The 16520-nt window shown below is 72.2% G+C and carries 20 protein-coding genes; 11 read left to right on the top strand and 9 right to left on the bottom strand.

What is annotated here, in order from left to right:
* Positions 1 to 3 precede the first annotated feature (3 nt).
* From hisI to trpA, 9 genes are all read left to right on the top strand, one after another.
* The gene (hisI, locus tag FNX44_RS04900; protein WP_153506867.1) at positions 4 to 450 is read left to right on the top strand and encodes a phosphoribosyl-AMP cyclohydrolase; all 447 of its coding nucleotides are present in this window, start codon (positions 4 to 6) and stop codon (positions 448 to 450) included.
* Entirely contained in the window at positions 447 to 1976 is a 1530-nt protein-coding gene (locus FNX44_RS04895; protein WP_143646695.1) for an anthranilate synthase component I, read from the top strand. The genes hisI and FNX44_RS04895 overlap by 4 nt, the downstream gene beginning before the upstream one ends.
* Positions 1973 to 2656, top strand: a complete 684-nt coding sequence (locus FNX44_RS04890) for a TIGR02234 family membrane protein (RefSeq protein ID WP_143646694.1) — start codon at positions 1973 to 1975, stop codon at positions 2654 to 2656. The genes FNX44_RS04895 and FNX44_RS04890 overlap by 4 nt, the downstream gene beginning before the upstream one ends.
* 65 nt (positions 2657 to 2721) lie before the next feature.
* On the top strand, positions 2722 to 2985 hold the full coding sequence (locus tag FNX44_RS04885) for an HGxxPAAW family protein (RefSeq protein ID WP_143646693.1): 264 nt from the start codon (positions 2722 to 2724) through the stop codon (positions 2983 to 2985).
* 154 nt (positions 2986 to 3139) lie between these two features.
* Positions 3140 to 3538 (top strand): DUF2752 domain-containing protein, encoded by a 399-nt coding sequence (locus FNX44_RS04880; RefSeq protein ID WP_181354717.1) that lies wholly within the window; start codon positions 3140 to 3142, stop codon positions 3536 to 3538.
* Positions 3539 to 3711: 173 nt separating this feature from the next.
* Positions 3712 to 4518: an indole-3-glycerol phosphate synthase TrpC gene (gene trpC / locus FNX44_RS04875; RefSeq protein WP_143646692.1), complete on the top strand. Its 807-nt coding sequence runs from the start codon at positions 3712 to 3714 to the stop codon at positions 4516 to 4518.
* 10 nt (positions 4519 to 4528) lie between these two features.
* On the top strand, positions 4529 to 4702 hold the full coding sequence (trpM, locus tag FNX44_RS27895; RefSeq protein ID WP_173019112.1) for a tryptophan biosynthesis modulator TrpM: 174 nt from the start codon (positions 4529 to 4531) through the stop codon (positions 4700 to 4702).
* A 158-nt stretch (positions 4703 to 4860) separates the two neighbouring features.
* Positions 4861 to 6096, top strand: a complete 1236-nt coding sequence (gene trpB, locus FNX44_RS04870; protein ID WP_143646691.1) for a tryptophan synthase subunit beta — start codon at positions 4861 to 4863, stop codon at positions 6094 to 6096.
* Positions 6096 to 6929: a tryptophan synthase subunit alpha gene (gene trpA, locus FNX44_RS04865; RefSeq protein WP_143646690.1), complete on the top strand. Its 834-nt coding sequence runs from the start codon at positions 6096 to 6098 to the stop codon at positions 6927 to 6929. The genes trpB and trpA overlap by 1 nt, the downstream gene beginning before the upstream one ends.
* A 416-nt stretch (positions 6930 to 7345) precedes the next feature.
* Here trpA and FNX44_RS04860 read toward each other — a convergent pair whose 3' ends face one another.
* From FNX44_RS04860 to FNX44_RS04850, 3 genes are all read right to left on the bottom strand, one after another.
* Positions 7346 to 8188, bottom strand: a complete 843-nt coding sequence (locus FNX44_RS04860; RefSeq protein WP_228449660.1) for a PI-PLC domain-containing protein — start codon at positions 8186 to 8188, stop codon at positions 7346 to 7348.
* 226 nt (positions 8189 to 8414) lie between these two features.
* Positions 8415 to 8699, bottom strand: coding sequence for a DUF7848 domain-containing protein (locus FNX44_RS04855; RefSeq protein ID WP_143646689.1), 285 nt, complete (start codon positions 8697 to 8699; stop codon positions 8415 to 8417).
* A gap of 177 nt (positions 8700 to 8876) precedes the next feature.
* A complete protein-coding gene (locus FNX44_RS04850) occupies positions 8877 to 9074 on the bottom strand; it encodes a hypothetical protein (protein ID WP_143646688.1) in 198 nt (65 codons plus the stop codon).
* 106 nt (positions 9075 to 9180) lie between these two features.
* Here FNX44_RS04850 and FNX44_RS04845 point away from each other — a divergent pair, with 106 nt between their 5' ends.
* Positions 9181 to 10008: a helix-turn-helix domain-containing protein gene (locus FNX44_RS04845; protein ID WP_143646687.1), complete on the top strand. Its 828-nt coding sequence runs from the start codon at positions 9181 to 9183 to the stop codon at positions 10006 to 10008.
* Positions 10005 to 10214 carry a DUF397 domain-containing protein gene (locus FNX44_RS04840; protein ID WP_143646686.1) on the top strand — a complete coding sequence of 70 codons (210 nt, stop codon included), beginning with the start codon at positions 10005 to 10007 and terminating at the stop codon, positions 10212 to 10214. Before FNX44_RS04845 ends, FNX44_RS04840 begins: the two co-directional genes overlap by 4 nt.
* 86 nt (positions 10215 to 10300) lie before the next feature.
* Here FNX44_RS04840 and FNX44_RS04835 read toward each other — a convergent pair whose 3' ends face one another.
* The 6 genes from FNX44_RS04835 to FNX44_RS04810 form a co-directional block, all read right to left on the bottom strand.
* Positions 10301 to 11776 (bottom strand): sodium/solute symporter, encoded by a 1476-nt coding sequence (locus FNX44_RS04835; RefSeq protein WP_143646685.1) that lies wholly within the window; start codon positions 11774 to 11776, stop codon positions 10301 to 10303.
* Positions 11773 to 12147 (bottom strand): hypothetical protein, encoded by a 375-nt coding sequence (locus FNX44_RS04830; RefSeq protein WP_143646684.1) that lies wholly within the window; start codon positions 12145 to 12147, stop codon positions 11773 to 11775. Before FNX44_RS04830 ends, FNX44_RS04835 begins: the two co-directional genes overlap by 4 nt.
* Positions 12144 to 12959, bottom strand: a complete 816-nt coding sequence (locus tag FNX44_RS04825) for a LytR/AlgR family response regulator transcription factor (protein WP_323369066.1) — start codon at positions 12957 to 12959, stop codon at positions 12144 to 12146. Before FNX44_RS04825 ends, FNX44_RS04830 begins: the two co-directional genes overlap by 4 nt.
* Positions 12956 to 14044, bottom strand: a complete 1089-nt coding sequence (locus FNX44_RS04820; RefSeq protein WP_323369065.1) for a sensor histidine kinase — start codon at positions 14042 to 14044, stop codon at positions 12956 to 12958. Before FNX44_RS04820 ends, FNX44_RS04825 begins: the two co-directional genes overlap by 4 nt.
* Positions 14045 to 14397: 353 nt before the next feature.
* Positions 14398 to 16095: a monocarboxylic acid transporter gene (locus FNX44_RS04815; RefSeq protein ID WP_407699219.1), complete on the bottom strand. Its 1698-nt coding sequence runs from the start codon at positions 16093 to 16095 to the stop codon at positions 14398 to 14400.
* On the bottom strand, positions 16092 to 16520 hold a 429-nt coding region (locus FNX44_RS04810), incomplete at its 5' end, for a DUF485 domain-containing protein (protein ID WP_323369064.1). The genes FNX44_RS04815 and FNX44_RS04810, both read right to left, overlap by 4 nt.

Genomic DNA, 16520 nt, shown 5'->3' with positions numbered 1-16520 from the left:
AGCATGTCCTCAGCGTCCTCTCAGACCCCGGAGTCCTCAGCGGCCTCGGGGTCCCACGCGGCCTCCGTGCCCGACAGCCCGCTCGATCCGGCCATCGCGGCCCGGCTCAAGCGCAACGCCGACGGGCTGCTGCCCGCCATCGCCCAGCAGCACGACACCGGCGAGGTGCTGATGCTCGGCTGGATGGACGACGAGGCGCTGCACCGCACGCTGACCACCGGACGCTGCACCTACTGGAGCCGCAGCCGGGGCGAGTACTGGGTCAAGGGCGACACCTCCGGCCACGTGCAGCACGTGAAGTCCGTGTCGCTGGACTGCGACGGGGACACCCTGCTCGTCCGGGTCGACCAGGTGGGCGCCGCCTGCCACACCGGCGACCGCACCTGCTTCGACGCCGACCGGCTGCCGCTGGTCGACCAGCCGCGCACCGAGGAGGCCAGCCGGCCGTGACCACCCCCGACCTGGATACGTTCCGCGTCCTCGCCAAGGACCAGCGGGTCATCCCCGTGACCCGCCGACTGCTCGCCGACGGCGACACGCCCATCGCCCTCTACCGAAAGCTGGCGGCCGAACGCCCCGGCACCTTCCTGCTGGAGTCGGCGGAGAACGGCGCGACCTGGTCCCGCTACTCCTTCATCGGAGTGCGCAGCGCCGCCGCGCTGACCGTCCGGGACGGGCAGGCCCACTGGCAGGGCACCCCGCCGGTCGGCGTGCCCACCGAGGGCGACCCGCTGGCCGCCCTGCGCGCCACCGTCGAGACCCTGCACACCCCGCGCGACCACCGGCTGCCGCCGTTCACCGGCGGCATGGTCGGCTACCTCGGCTACGACGTCGTCCGCCGGCTGGAGCGCATCGGCGACAGCACCGCCGACGACCTCGCCCTGCCCGAGCTGACCATGCTGCTCGCCTCCGACCTCGCGGTGCTCGACCACCGCGACGGCACAGTGCTGCTCATCGCCAACGCGATCAACCACAACGACCTGACGACCGGCGTCGACGAGGCCTACGCGGACGCCGTCGTCCGGCTCGACGCGATGACCAACGACCTGGCCCGGCCGCAGGCCGCCTCCGCCGCCGAACTGCCGCCCTCCGAGCTGCCGGAGTACCGGGAGCTGTGGGGCGGCGCGGCCTTCCGGGACGCCGTCGAGGACGTCAAGGAGCGGATCAGGGCCGGCGAGGCCTTCCAGGTGGTGCCCTCGCAGCGGTTCGAGGCGGACTGCTCGGCCAGCGCGCTGGACGTCTACCGGGTGCTGCGGGCCACCAACCCCAGCCCGTACATGTACCTCTTCCGGTTCGCCGGCCCGGACCCGGCCGCGCCCTACGAGGGCGGCTTCGACGTCGTCGGCTCCAGCCCCGAGGCGCTGGTGAAGGTCGCCGACGGGCAGGCCATGCTGCACCCCATCGCGGGCACCCGGCCGCGCGGCGCCACCCCGAAGGAGGACGTCGAACTCGGCGAGGAACTGCTCGCCGACCCCAAGGAGCGCGCCGAGCACCTGATGCTCGTCGACCTCGGCCGCAACGACCTGGGCCGGGTGTGCGAGCCGGGCAGCGTGGAGGTCGTCGACTTCATGACGATCGAGCGCTACAGCCACGTCATGCACATCGTCTCCACCGTCACCGGCCGGCTCGCGCCCGGCCGGACCGCCTTCGACGCGCTCACCGCCTGCTTCCCCGCCGGAACGCTCTCCGGCGCGCCGAAGCCCCGGGCCATGCAGATCATCGAGGAGCTGGAGCCCACCCGGCGCGGCCTGTACGGCGGTTGCGTCGGCTACCTCGACTTCGCCGGCGACTCCGACACCGCCATCGCCATCCGCACCGCGCTGCTGCGCGACGGCCGCGCCTACGTACAGGCCGGAGCAGGCATCGTCGCCGACTCCGACCCGGCCGCCGAGGACGAGGAGTGCCGCAACAAGGCGGCGGCGGTGCTGAGGGCGGTGCGGACCGCCGACCGACTCGGCGGTAGCGTGAAGGGGTGACCGCCAAGCCCCCCACCCCGAGCCCGAGCGCCGCCAGGCGCGCGCTGGGCGCCGCCGTGCTCGGCGGCGCGCTGGGCGCCGCCCTGGTGCTGATCGCCGCCGGACAGACGTGGGTGGAAGGCCACGCCGTCCGGGGCGGCGTGCGCCTTCCGCTGCACGCGACCGGCAGCGAGGTGACCGGCCTGCCCAGCGCGCTGGCGCTTGTCGCGCTGGCCGCGCTGGTCGCCGTCTTCGCCGTCCGCCGCACCGCCCGCACGGCGGTCGCCGTGCTGCTCGCGCTGTGCGGCCTCGGCGTGATCGTCTCCTCGGTGGCCGCCACCTTCGACACCGCCACGCTGAACGAGAAGGCGGCCGAGGCCACCGGCCTGGTGGGCGCCACCACCACGGACGTGACGTTCAGCGCCTGGCCGTACGTGGCGGCGCTCGGCGGTCTGCTCCTGCTGCTGGCCGGGGTGCTCGCGCAACGGTTCGGCGCGGCCTGGCCGGCGATGGGCGGCCGCTACGAGCGGTCCGGCGGCCGCAAGGCCCCCCGCCGCCCGGCCGACCCGGACCGCCCCGACGAGCTGTGGCGGGCGCTGGACCGGGGCGAGGACCCCACCGGCGGGCGCCCCGACGACGACGCCGGGCGCCCCGACGACAACGGTGACGAAGCCGACGACGGCCGCGACCGACGGCCCTGACACAATGGTCAACGCACACCGGCCGGCCGGCGGCCGGCGACACGGATTCTTCGAGGAGCACTGTCATGGCCGATAGCAGCCACGGTCACACCCCGGCCGCGTGGACCGGCGTCACCATCGCCTTCATCGGGTTCTGCATCGGCAGTGTGTACCTGGTGATGGCCGAGCCGTTCGGCGTCATCGCCGGCATGGTCGTAGTCGTGCTCGGTGGTGTGGTGGGCATGATCATGCGCTCGATGGGCATGGGCCAGCCCAAGGAGACCGCGGAGCAGCTCGCGGCCCGGGAGGCCGCTGGCGCCCGCGAGACGGCGGCGGCCGCCGGGCGCTGAGCCGCCTTGCCGGGCGGCGCGCGCTGAGCCGCGCACCGGGCGCTGAGCCGCAAGGAGCATTCGGGTAACCCACGGGCGTGGCGTGGACCTTCGAAGGTCCACGCCACGCCCGTGTCGGTTTGGTGCGCGGCGCGCGGCCGTCGAGGCTGGCCGGGTGACCTCCGCCCGGCTGCCCGCCCTGGCCGCACTCGCCGCGACCGCCGCCGCCGTCGCCGTTGTGGGCGTCGTCGACCCGAACGAGCCCGGCCGGTATCCGGTCTGCCCGCTGCTGCGGCACACCGGGGTGCTGTGCCCCGGCTGCGGCGGTCTGCGCAGCCTGCACGCGCTGGCGCACGGCGACCTGCCGACGGCGCTGGCCGCGAACGTGCTGGTGGTGCTCGCGCTGCTGCTCGCCGCCGGCTGGTGGCTGCGCTGGTTCGCGCTGGCCGGGCGGCCGCGGCGGCCCACCCGGGCCCGGCGGGCGTCCCTGGTCCCGCTGTGGCTGGCGCTTGCCGTGCTCGGCGCCTTCACCCTCGTCCGCAACCTGCCCTTCGGGGCCGCGCTCGCGCCCTGAGACGGGCGGCGCACGGCACCCCGTCGGCGGTGGTGTGGCGGGTGGGGCCTGTTCAGCCTAATGTCCGGTATGTGAGACCCGCGCGGGGTGGATGCGAACCGTCGCGCCGAGGCCGGATACCATCGCAGTACTTGACAGTGACGATCCGTACCCGCCAGAAAGGGGCCGCTCGCGTGAGTGTGCTCGACGAGATCATCGACGGAGTCCGCGCTGACCTCGCCCGTCGGCAGGAGCGCGTCAGCCTCGACGAACTCAAGGAGCGGGTGGCGAAGGCCCCGCAGGCCAAGGACGGCGTCGCCGCCCTCAAGGGTGACAGCGTCCGGGTCATCTGCGAGGTGAAGCGGTCCAGCCCCTCCAAGGGCGCGCTGGCCGCCATCGCGGATCCGGCCGCACTGGCCGCCGACTACGAGGCGGGCGGCGCGGCGGTCATCTCCGTCCTCACCGAGGAGCGCCGCTTCGGCGGCTCGCTGGCCGACCTGGAGGCCGTGCGGGCGCGGGTGGACGTCCCGGTCCTGCGCAAGGACTTCATCGTCACCGCCTACCAGCTGTGGGAGGCCCGGGCCTACGGCGCCGACCTCGCGCTGCTGATCGTCGCCGCCCTGGAACAGGAGGCGCTGGTCTCGCTGATCGAGCGTGCCGAGTCGATCGGCCTCACCCCGCTGGTGGAGGTCCACGACGAGGACGAGGCCGAGCGGGCGGTCGACGCCGGGGCCAAGATCATCGGCGTCAACGCGCGCGACCTGCGCACTCTGGAGATCGACCGCGACAACTTCGCCCGGGTCGCCCCGGAGATCCCCGAGGGCATCGTCAAGGTCGCCGAGTCCGGTGTGCGCGGCCCGCACGACCTGATCGCCTACGCCAACGAGGGCGCCGACGCGGTGCTCGTCGGCGAGTCCCTGGTGACCGGCAAGGACCCGCAGTCCGCCGTGGCCGACCTGGTCGCCGCCGGCGCCCACCCCGCCCTACGCCACGGACGCTGAGACCCGAACGATGACCACCCGTCCCCTCTCCCGCACGAGCCGCCGCCGTTCCCGGCCCCGGCTCGCGCCGCCGGCCTGGCAGCGCGGCTGCCGCGCGCCCGCGCGGCGGGTACGGGGACGCCGGGTGCGCTACCACATCGGCGCCGAGCCCGGACAGATCAAGGGAATGCGATGGCGCGGCTGACGGCCGCCGTTCCGACGTCCTGATCCGCACCGCCGCGCGGCGGCCCCGGATCGGGACGGGCGTCGGGTACGGACGGTCGTCTGCCGTGTCCACAGCCGAGCACTCTCACCTCTCGGCCCCGCCCTCCCGGGTGTGGGCCGGCGAAGGAGCATTCCCGGATGTCCACAGAGTTCTTCATCCCCGACAACGAGGGCCAAGTCCCCTCCGCCGCAGGCTACTTCGGCGCCTTCGGCGGGAAGTTCATCCCCGAGGCGCTGGTCGCCGCCGTCGACGAGGTCGCGGCCGAGTACGACAAGGCCAAGGCCGACCCGGCGTTCGCCGCCGAGCTGGACGACCTGCTGGTCAACTACACCGGTCGGCCGAGCGCCCTCACCGAGGTGCCGCGCTTCGCCCGGCACGCGGGCGGCGCCCGGATCTTCCTCAAGCGCGAGGACCTGAACCACACCGGCTCGCACAAGATCAACAACGTGCTGGGCCAGGCCCTGCTCACCAGGCGCATGGGCAAGACCCGGGTCATCGCCGAGACCGGCGCCGGGCAGCACGGCGTCGCCACCGCCACCGCCTGCGCACTCTTCGGCCTCGAGTGCACGATCTACATGGGCGAGGTCGACACCAAGCGGCAGGCCCTCAACGTCGCCCGGATGCGGATGCTCGGCGCCGAGGTCATCCCCGTCACCTCCGGCAGCCGCACCCTGAAGGACGCCATCAACGAGGCGTTCCGCGACTGGGTCGCCAACGTCGACCGCACCCACTACCTGTTCGGAACGGTCGCCGGGCCGCACCCCTTCCCGGCGATGGTCCGCGACTTCCACCGCGTCATCGGCGTCGAGGCCCGCCGCCAGATCCAGGAGCGCGCCGGTCGGCTGCCCGACGCGGTCGCCGCCTGCGTCGGCGGCGGCTCCAACGCCATCGGCCTCTTCCACGCCTTCATCCCCGACACCGGCGTCCGTCTCGTCGGCCTGGAGGCCGCCGGCCACGGCGTCGACTCCGGCGAACACGCCGCCACCCTCACCGCCGGCGAACCCGGCATCCTGCACGGCTCCCGGTCCTACGTCCTCCAGGACGACGAGGGCCAGATCACCGAGCCCTACTCCATCTCCGCCGGACTGGACTACCCCGGCATCGGCCCCGAGCACTCCTACCTCAAGGACCTCGGCCGCGCCGAGTACCGCCCCGTCACCGACGAGGAAGCGATGCTCGCGCTGCGGCTGCTCTCCGAGACCGAGGGCATCATCCCGGCCATCGAAAGCGCCCACGCCCTGGCCGGCGCCCTCGACCTGGGCCGTGAACTCGGCTCCGAGGGCCTGATCCTGGTCAACCTCTCCGGACGCGGCGACAAGGACATGGACACCGCCGCCCGCTACTTCGGACTCTACGACGAGGAGGCCAAGTGATGGCCGAGACCAGCGAACTCACCGGCCGCCGCGAACTCCTCGCCGCCACCCTCGCGGCGGCGCGGGCGGAGAACCGGGCCGCGCTCGTCGGCTACCTGCCCGCCGGCTTCCCCACCGTCGACGGCGGCATCGCCGCCTGTACGGCACTGCTGGAAAGCGGCTGCGACGTCGTCGAGGTCGGCCTGCCGCACAGCGACCCCGTCCTGGACGGCCCGGTCATCCAGACCGCCGACGACATCGCCCTGCGCGGCGGCGTGCGAATCGCCGACGTGCTCCGCACCGTCCGCGAAGCGCACGCCGCGACCGGCGCCCCGGTGCTGGTCATGACGTACTGGAACCCGATCGACCGCTACGGCGTGGAGCGCTTCGCCGCCGAACTCGCCGCCGCCGGCGGCGCCGGCTGCATCCTCCCCGACCTCCCCGTCGAAGAAGCCGACCTCTGGAGGAAGGCCGCCGACGAGCACCAGTTGGCGACGGTCTTCGTGGTCGCCCCCAGCAGCCGCGACGAACGCCTCGCGAAGATCACCGCAGCGGGAAGCGGCTTTGTCTACGCCGCCTCCCTCATGGGCGTCACCGGCACCCGCGAGTCCGTCGGCCGCGAGGCCGCCGACCTGGTGGCGCGCACCCGCGCCACCACCGACCTCCCGGTCTGCGTCGGCCTGGGAGTCTCCAACGCCGAACAGGCCGCGGAGGTCGCCCAGTTCGCCGACGGCGTCATCGTCGGCTCGGCCTTCGTCAAGCGCCTCCTCGACCACGAGGGCGACCTCCCGGCCGGCCTCGCCGCCGTCCGAGAACTAGCGGCAGACCTCGCCGCAGGCGTCCGCCGCCACTGACCGCCGCCCAACCGCCGCAAGGTGGCCGGGCGGGGCCCCGAACCCCGGCGCCCCGCCCGGCCGCCTCGGCCGTCACCGCCGCCGCCTCTGCGACTCCGGCCGCTCCGGCCGCGGCCATGCCGAGGTCCGAGCGGGCCGCCGCCGGTCGGGACCGCATCCGGTGAGAAGGCAACGTCGGGGCGCGGACTTCACTGGTTCGGGTCATATGCGGCGCGAGTAGCGACATGGCGCCGCCTGTGCGCGTCGAACCGTGCGCCCTGGTTTCGGGCCAGCTCTGGACGCTGCGCCGACCTCGTAGCCGGACGGCCCGTGGCCGGCGCCCATGACCGTGTGCCGTTCGGTGAGACGAGTCCCCAGCCCACAGGAACCGTACGGCGCTTGCCGACGGGACTTCTTCCTGCGGGTGACTCGTCACCTCAGGCGCACTTCCCCTTCAGCCAGCCCGTGAAGTCCTTCGTCCACGAGGTCGCCATCCGGGTCTTGGCGGAGCCCGCGCGGTTCAGGGCGGCCTGCCAGGAGGCGTGGTTGCCGGAGGCCGCCGGGGGCGGCTCCTCCCAGCCGATGCCGTCCACCCAGGTCGGGAAGCCCGAGAGTGCCGCAGAGAGCCCGGCCGCCCGGACCCGCTTGTCCAACTCGGGCTTGAGCGCGGCGTCCCGCGTGTAGATCAGGATCGCCTGCCTGGAGATACGCTCCGAGAGAGGGGCGATGACCTCCTTCCACGCGGTCTCACGGACGGTCGCGTTGCTGTTCAGGAGGGACTGCTTGGCCTCGCCCTTCAGCTCCACCATGGCGATCAGGTTGTTCGCCCGGGCGCTGTCCAGCCACTCGCGGAAGGTGTACACGGTCTCCCCGGTGTACGGACCCCGGATGATCGTCCGGCCCTTGAGCTGGTCCGCGCCGGTCGCCCACCACAGCTCGGTGATCGGCTTGCGGGGGCCGCTCAGGCCGTTGGTCGTGGTGTTGTGCCACATCACGCCCTTGGTGCCGTTCCTGGTGAGCTGGAGATCCGCCTCCACCCCGCCCGCGCCCCAACTCCTCTGCTGCGCCAGGCCCTTGGGGTGGTGCGGCTGGCGGACCTGATCACGGTCCCAGGGGTTGGCGCCGGTGGGATAGCCGCCGTGCCCGAACACCACCGGACAGGCAGGCAGCGCGACCACCCCCACTTCGCCGCCGGGAGCCGCCCCCGCCGGACTCACCAGCACCGTGCCGCCCAGTAGCGCGGTCGTCGCGGCGACCACTCCCCACATCCTCCGCCTCATCCGTGCCCCCTCGTCGCCCGGGCGGCACGCGGCGCGCCCGTTCCGATGTCCCGGTACCGGCCATGTACCGGGAGTAGCCGTCGCAGCATACGAGAAGACCCGAGCACGCTGTGGGGCTAGCGGGGGAAGCCCGCGGCTGCGACGCCGAGCACGAAGCCGCAGGATGCCGAGACGAGGACGATGAACAGCGGCCCGGCGAAGCGGGCGATGTGTGCGGCGAGCCGCCTCACCGCCGCCACTCTCCGGGGGCCAGGCGGTAGGGGTGGGTCTCGATCAGGCGGTAGGTGAAGTGCTCCCGGTTGGTGGAGCGGTGCTGCCGCACCCAGTCGGAGGCCTCGCGGGCCGCCTCGATGCGCGCGCCGAGTGTGGACTTGTCGTCCCCCTGCACGGCTTCGACGGTCGGGCCGAACGCGTCGCATACAGCGCACTGCATCCGGTACGTGGCGGGCTCGGCGTCCGGCTCGGTGTCGAAGACGACCGCGAAGCGTCGGAGGGCGTACGTGTCGTTCATGCGTGCCCCAATCGCTTCAAGTGGTCGGTGATCTCCGCCCTGAGTTCGACGTGTCGCCGGAGCAGTTCGGCCAGGGGCTCGGGAGTTGCCGGCCGGTCGTCGCCGGACGTCTCGTGCGTGCGGTCGGCGCGTGTGTGCCGGACGGCTCCGGCGTGCTGACAGGTTCATCGGGACCGGTCATGACGGCCGCCCGGTGGAGCAGTCGGCGAGGTGGCGGCGCAGCAGGACGCGGTAGTCCGTGGCTGCCGAGTGGTCGCCGGCCTCTTCGTTGTGTCGCGCGGCTGCGCGCAACTCGGCACAGATCGTGCACCCGTGCGGCACGTTGCTGTCCGGGTTGAAGGTGTGGGGGTAACCGCCGTGCGCGGCACCGGACATGACGACTCCTCTCCGTAGCGGTTTCACCACCAGGGAGTCACAGAGTGGTCTAGGCTCAGAGAGTCTTCAACTTGCAGGATCTGCTTAGAGAGGTGGTGTAGCGCCTTTGAACCGAAAAGACCTCGACCCCGATGAATCACCGCTCGCGGCGTTCGGTTCACATCTCCGCAGGCTGAGGGATGAACGAGGGTGGACGCAGGAGGAACTCGCAGACCGGATCGGCTGCTCTGCAACCCACATCTCAGCAATCGAAACTGGCAGGCGGATGCCAACTCTCCGTTTCGCCTCAAGCGCTGACAGAGCGTTCGGGACGGGCGAGCAGTTCCAGCGGCGAGCGCGTGCAGCGCGGAACACACCTTGGCTGGAGGGGTTCCCTGAGTTCGTTGCCCATGAGGGCAAGGCATCTGAGATCCGCCTCTTCGAGTTGGGCATCGTCCCCGGGCTTCTCCAGACGCCGGAGTACGCGGCCGCCATCACAACGGGTGCTGTCCGGCGGGGGATGATCACAGAACAACAAGCTCACGATCGCACGGCCCTGGTCGCGCAACGGCAGGCGGCCCTGCAGCGCAGCCCCGCGCCGTTGATCTATGCGGTACTGGACGAAAGTTGTCTCCGCAGAGTGGTCGGGGGTCCGGAGGTCATGGCGGGACAGCTCGACCGGATCGCCACGTTCGCTGAACTCCCCAACACGATCTTCCAAGTAGCACCGTACGATCTCGGCGAGCGCCGAGCGTTCGACCTACCGGTCACGCTACTCACGCTGCCGGACCGGACACACCTCTGCTACGCCGAGTCGGCTCATCAAGGGAGCCTGGAGCGAGAATCGCGCTACGTGCTGCCGCTGTTGACGGCCTACCATCAACTACAGGCCGAAGCGCTCTCGCAGGCGGCATCCGTGGCCATGATCGAGCAGTTACGAAAGGGCACACCGTGACGACCGACTCCCCCCGCTGGTACAAGTCCTCCTACAGCAGCAACGGTGGCCAGTGCGTCGAGGTCGCCGCCAACCTCATGGCCTCACAAGGCTTGGTCCCCGTCCGTGACTCGAAGAAGCCGGGCGGGCCGGTGCTGAACGTATCCGCCCCCGCGTTCTCTGCGTTTGTGACGGCCGTCAAGACCGGCGCGGTGACCGGCGCCTGAGCGCCGGTGGAGCCGTCCGCCGCAGGAACGACAACAACCCCGCCAGGCCCAGTTGATCAGGCTGTGGCGGGGTTTCGTCGAGACAGCTACGGGGCGTGGAGGCGCAGAACCGCGCGTTCCGCGCCTTCTGGCGGGGTGCCGCGTCGCGAGACGCCGATCATCACGGCGAACGCCAACGGCACGGTCCACGAGGCCGGTTGCGCCAGCAATACCGTCAGCAGTCCCGAATCCCACTTGCCGAAGGCGGAGGCCAGGGCCGCGCCCGTAGCCGAGACGCCGCCGACGATCAGGCCGCTCGCCGCCCCGGCGACTGTCAGTCTCGGCCACCAGATGCCGAGTACCAGCAGTGGGCAGAAGGTGGACGCGGCGACGGCGAACGCCCAGCCCACCAGGACGTTGATGTCCAGGTGGGCGGCGGGCAGCGACAGCAGTACCGCGACCAGAGCGCCGACCGCCACCGCCGTCCGTAGGCGGGAGAGGCCGCCGACCGGGCCGCGGTCGCCGAACAGGTCGTGGGAGAGGCCGCCGGCCAGCGCCAGCAACAGGCCGGAGGACGTGGACAGGAACGCGGCGAACGCGCCGGCCGCCACCAGCGCCGTCAGCACGCTGCCGAGTGTGCCCGGCACGACCTCGCCCGGCAGGACGACCGAGACGGTGTCGGTGGTGTTGTCCCGCACGAGGTGCGGTGTCAGGACGCGGCCGAGCAGCCCGTAGACGGCGGGGAAGAGGTAGAAGACGCCGAGAAGCGCGATCACGCCGACGGCCACTCGTCGCGCGGCGCGTGCGCTCGGGCTGGTGTGGAAGCGCATGATCACGTGCGGCAGCCCGATCGCGCCGAGTGTTGTCGCGAGCAGTACCGACCAGGTGGCCAGCAGCGGGTGTCCGGCGTCGTTGATGTCGAGCAGCGGACGGCTCCACCCTTCCGGCACCGACACCGGTGTCAGGGCCTCGGCTCGGACCTCCCCGCCCACGTGTACGAGCACGTACACCGCCGGGACGGCGACGAACGCCAGCTTCACCAGGTAGTGGAAGGCCTGCACGTACGTCGCCGAGCGCATCCCGCCGACGGCGATCGACCCGCTCACCACCAGCCCGGCGAGCACCACGCCCACCCAGTACGGGGTGCCGCTGACGAGTTGCAGCACCACGCCCGCGCCCTTGAACTGCGGTACCAGGTACAGCCACATGATGACCAGGACGATCAGTCCGCACAGCCGCCGCATCAGGGGCGAGGCCAGCCGGTACTCGGCGAAGTCCGGCACGGTGTACGCGCCGGAGCGCCGCATCGGGCCCGCGACCAGCGCCACCACCGCCACGTAGCCGGCGGTGAAGCCGACCGCGAACCAGAGCGTGCCGACGCCGTTCTTGAGCAGGAGCCCGGCGAGGCCGAGGACCGAGGCCGCCGAGACGTACTCGCCTGCGATGGCCATCGCGTTCCAGCCGGTGCCGACGCGGCGGGAGGCGACGAGGAAGTCCGGCGCGGTGCGCGCGGCCCGCACGCCGTACACGCCGATCAGCAGGCTCGCCGCGACGAGGAAGCCGATCGCCAGCAGCCCGGTCATTCGGCTGGCCTTCGGCCGCCGCAGGCCGCGTCCTCGACGCGTTCCGCGCTTCGGACGTGCAGCACCGCGATCACGAGCAGCACCGGGTACGTCGCCGCAGCCAGCAGCAGCCAGGAGACCGGCACGCCGCCGACCGCGACCCGGTCCAGCACGGGAAGCAGCGCGATCAGGCCGCTGGTGCCGAACAGGACCAGTGCCAGCAGCGCCACCGTGCGGATCGCCAGCCGCCGCTGCGCCGCGAACACCTGCCGCGCCAGCTCCGGGTCGGCGGGTCCGGCGAGCGGCAGCACGCCGCGCTCGACGCGGGAGCGCCGGGCGAGCGCCACCCGGGTCTGCGGGGACGTCACCTTCACCCGGCGCGCCGGGCTCATCTGGCCGCCCGGCCCAGCGTCCCGCTGCGGGCCGCGTCTATCAGCTGCTCCTTCAACCCGCGCGCGTGCCGCCGGCTCACCGGCACGTCACCGGCCGGGGTGCAGGCCACGAGGCCCGCCGAGCTGGTCACCCGCAGGTCGTGGACCCAGCCGACCGCGACCAGGTAGCCCCGGTGCACCCGCACGAAGCCCGCGGGCGCCCAGACCTCCTCCAGGTAGGACAGCGACAGCCGGATGAGGTGGGTGTCGTCGGCGGTGTGCAGGCGCACGTAGTCGCCGTGCGCCTCGGCGTACTGGATGTCGTCGCGCCGGACGAACACCGTGCGCCTGCTGTGCTCGATCTGCACGACCGCCAGCTCGTCCGCGACGGGGGACGCCCCGCCGCCGCGACCGCGCCGGGCGATGCGCGCCACCGACTCGGACAGCCGTTCCGGGCGCACCGGCTTCAGCAGGTAGTCCACGGCGCCGATGCCGAACGCCTCGATGGCGTGGGACTCCGACGCCGTCACGAAGACGATCGTCGGGGGAGCGGACAGCATGCTGACGACGCGGGCCACGTCCATGCCGTCGAGACCGGGCATCGAGATGTCCAGGAACACGGCGTCGAACGTGCCGCCGCCCAGCAGTCGTACGGCCGCCTCGCCGCTCTCTGCGGCCGACACCTCGCCGATCTCCGGGAGTTCCGTCAGCATCTCGACAAGATCGGCCCTGGTGGAGGGCTCGTCCTCGACCACCAGTACGTGCAGTCCGCCGCCGGGCGCGGCGGCGGAGGCGCCCTGCCGACCGCCCCGGGGCGTCGTCGTGTGGTTCACTCCGCCACCACTCCTTGCTTGTACCTGGGCACCCGCACCACAACCCGGGTGCCGCTGCCCAGTGCTGTCTCGATCACCAGCCCGTACTCGGGGCCGTAGACCGTCCGCAGTCGCCGGTCGACGTTGGCCAGGCCCACGCCCCTGGCCTCCGGGCCGCCGCCGGCCAGGATCTCCCGGGCCAGTTCCGGTTCCATGCCGACGCCGTCGTCCTCGATCTCGATCACGCACAGCGCGCCCTCGCCGAACCCGGATACGGCGATGTGGCCCCGGCCGGACTTGCGTTCCAGACCGTGCCGCACCGCATTCTCCACGATGGGCTGCACCACGAGGAAGGGGATGGCGACGGGCAGGATCTCCGGGGCCATCCGCACGGTCACCTCCAACCGGTCGTCGAAGCGGGCGCGCTGGAGCTCCAGGTAAGTCTGGATGGCCTGGAGCTCGGCGGCGACGGTCGCGTAGTCGCCCTTGGTGGAGAAGCTGTAGCGCAGGTAGTCGGCGAAGTCGGTGAGCAGGCGGCGGGCACGGGCGGGGTCGCTGCGGATGTGGGCGGCGATCACCGCCAGGGCGTTGTGCAGGAAGTGCGGGGAGATCTGCGCCCGCAGCGTCCGCAGGTCCGCCGCCGCGATGCGGGCCCTGGCCTCCCGGAGTTCGGCGTTGTCCAACGCCTCGGCCACCAGCGCGGCCAGTTCCTCGACGTCCTCGGCCGCGACCTCCCCGGTCACGTCCCCGGCGACCACCAGCGCGCCCGCCAGGTCGCCGGCGACCAGCAGCGGCGCGGCGACCAGCGGCGGCTGTCGCAGCACCCGGCCCCGGTTGAACACCTCGTCGAGCACCGCGCGTACGTCGCTGCCCGGCGGCAGCGCGCCGGCCTCGGCGGCCGGGCCGTCCAGATCCGCGAGGACGACCGCGTCCGCGTCGAGCAGTCGGCGCAGCCGGCGGGCCGCCGCCGCGCCGCCCGAACCGTGCAGGCCGTGCCGCAGGTCCTGGCCGAGCAGCCTGGCCTCGCGTAGCCCGGCCACCGCGCCGGTCTGCTGGCGCGGTGCACGGCGTCGCAGCCGGTCGGTGAACCGCCTTGTCCACTCCACGCGCGAACCGTAACCCAGCGCCGTGACCTGCGAAACCGCCCTGCGGAGAGCGGTTTCACAAGCCTAGGGCGGGGTTCGCCCGGTGGCGCGCTCGCGGGGCCGACAGCCCCCGCCTCTCCGCCACGAGGCCTGCGGTCGAGGAACACCGGTCACCGTCTCCGGACGCGCTCGCAGGCTCCGACCCGTCCGGACCACGCTGAATCCCCCGGCCACAAGGACCGGGGGATTCAGCCGCCCGGTCACGGAACGAGGAGGCGGACCGGGCGGGTACGGGAGGCGGTGGGGTCCTGTTCCCCGGCCTGGAGGCCGGGGAACAGGAGTGCGCGGACCGCCTGCGGCGCCTTTGCGCCGCGTCAGTGCTGCGGGGCCTTCTCGGCTCCGGCGCCGGTCAGTGCCCGCACCTGGAGCTCCGCGAAGCGGCGCGGGTCGTTCTCCTTCGACATCAGCGTGCCGACGACCGCGCACAGCAGGCCCATCGGGATCGACACCAGACCCGGGTTGCCCAGCGGGAACCAGTTGATGTCGATCGACGACACCAGCGCCGTCTCCGAGCCGGAGAACACCGGGGAGAAGATCACCAGGCCGACCGCGCTGACCAGGCCGCCGTAGATGCCGGCCACCGCGCCCTGCGTGTTGAAGCGCTTCCAGAACAGGCTCAGCAGCAGCGTGGGGAGGTTCGCGGACGCGGCGATCGCGAACGCCAGGCCCACCAGGAACGCCACGTTCAGGCTCTGCGCGAAGATCGCCAGGCCGATCGCCACACAGCCGACCGCCAGCGCGCTGCCCCGCGCGACCCGCACCTCCTCGTGCTCGGTGGCCTTACCCCGCCGCAGCACGCTGTTGTAGAAGTCGTGGGCGAGCGAGGAGGACGAGGCGATCATCAGCCCGGCGACCGTGGAGAGGATCGCCGCGAAGGCGACGGCGGCGATCACCGCGAGCATCACAGCCGCCAGCGCGCTGCCGCCGAAGTGCGCGCCCACCGCCTCGGCGAGCTGCGGGGCGGCCGTGTTGCCGGCGGAGTTCTGCGCGGTGATGGCCTCCTTGCCGACCATGGCGGCGGCGCCGAAGCCCAGCACCAGGGTCATCAGGTAGAAGCTGCCGATCAGACCGATGCCCCAGTTCACCGACTTACGGGCGGTGCGGGAGTCGGGCACGGTGTAGAAGCGGATCAGGATGTGCGGCAGACCGGCGGTGCCGAGGACCAGCGCCAGGCCGAGCGAGATGAGGTCCAGCTTGTTCCACAGCGTCTGCCAGGCGTCGCCGGGGACCTCCTTGCCGAAGTTCAGCCCGGGTTCGAGGAACGCCTGGCCGACCCCGCTGGCGTCGGCGGCGTCCGCCATCAGCGAGCCGAGGTTGAAGTTGTAGGACGCCAGCACCAGCACCGTCAGCAGGAAGGCGCCGCCCATCAGCATGCCGGCCTTGATGATCTGCACCCAGGTGGTGCCCTTCATCCCGCCGAACATCACGTAGACGATCATCAGGACGCCGACCACGACGATGCCGGCGATCTTCGCGGTGTCCGCGCTCATGCCCAGGTATGTCTCGCCCGGCTGGATTCCCAGCAGCAACGCGATCAGCGCCCCCGCGCCGACCATCTGCGCGAGCAGGTAGAAGATGGAGACCGTGATCGTCGAGACGGCCGCCGCCGTGCGGACCGGGCGTTGCCGCATCCGGTAGGAGAGCACGTCGGCCATGGTGAACCGGCCGGAATTGCGCAGGAGTTCAGCCACGAGCAGCAACGCGACCAGCCAGGCGACCAGGAAGCCGATCGAGTAGAGGAAGCCGTCGTACCCGGCCAGCGCGATCATGCCCGCGATGCCCAGGAAGGACGCGGCCGACATGTAGTCGCTACCGATCGCAAAGCCGTTCTGCATGCCGGAGAACTCCCGGCCGCCGGAGTGGAAGTCGGTCGCCGAACGGGTCTGCCGGCCCGCCCAGACGGTGACCACGAGGGTGATGGCGATCATCACCAGGAAGAGCAGGACGGTGAAGGTCCGGCCGGTGCTGCCGGCCTCCTCGGCCAGCTGGTACGTCAGGGGTGCGGTGGTCACCGGCGCGCCTCCTCGGTCTCGTTCCGGTCGGAGGCGTTGATGCCGCCGGAGACGGTGTCGGCAGCGGTGTCGGGGGTGCCGCCGTCCAACTCCTCGCACAGCTCGCCCGCGAGCGGGTCAAGCCGCCTGGCGGCGTAACGCGCGTACAGCACGGCGATGCCGAACGTGGTGACGAACTGGAGCACGCCGAACACCAGCGCCAGATTCACCTGGCCGAAGAGGACCGTCGCCATGGTGTCCCGGGCGTAGGCGGACATCAGCACGTACAGCAGGTACCAGGAGAAGAACGCGGCGCTCATCGGGAACACGAACACCAGCAGGCGGCGCCGCAGCTCCCGGAAGCGGGGATCGTCGTGCATGTCGACGGAACGGTCGCTGAGCGTGCCCCCTCCCTCGGGAGGATCGGGATGGGGGCGGGTCTGGGT

Origin of the sequence: Streptomyces alkaliterrae, assembly GCF_007097205.2 — a bacterium.
GTDB lineage: Bacteria > Actinomycetota > Actinomycetes > Streptomycetales > Streptomycetaceae > Streptomyces > Streptomyces alkaliterrae.
This window is presented reverse-complemented; position numbering and strand designations above follow the sequence as displayed.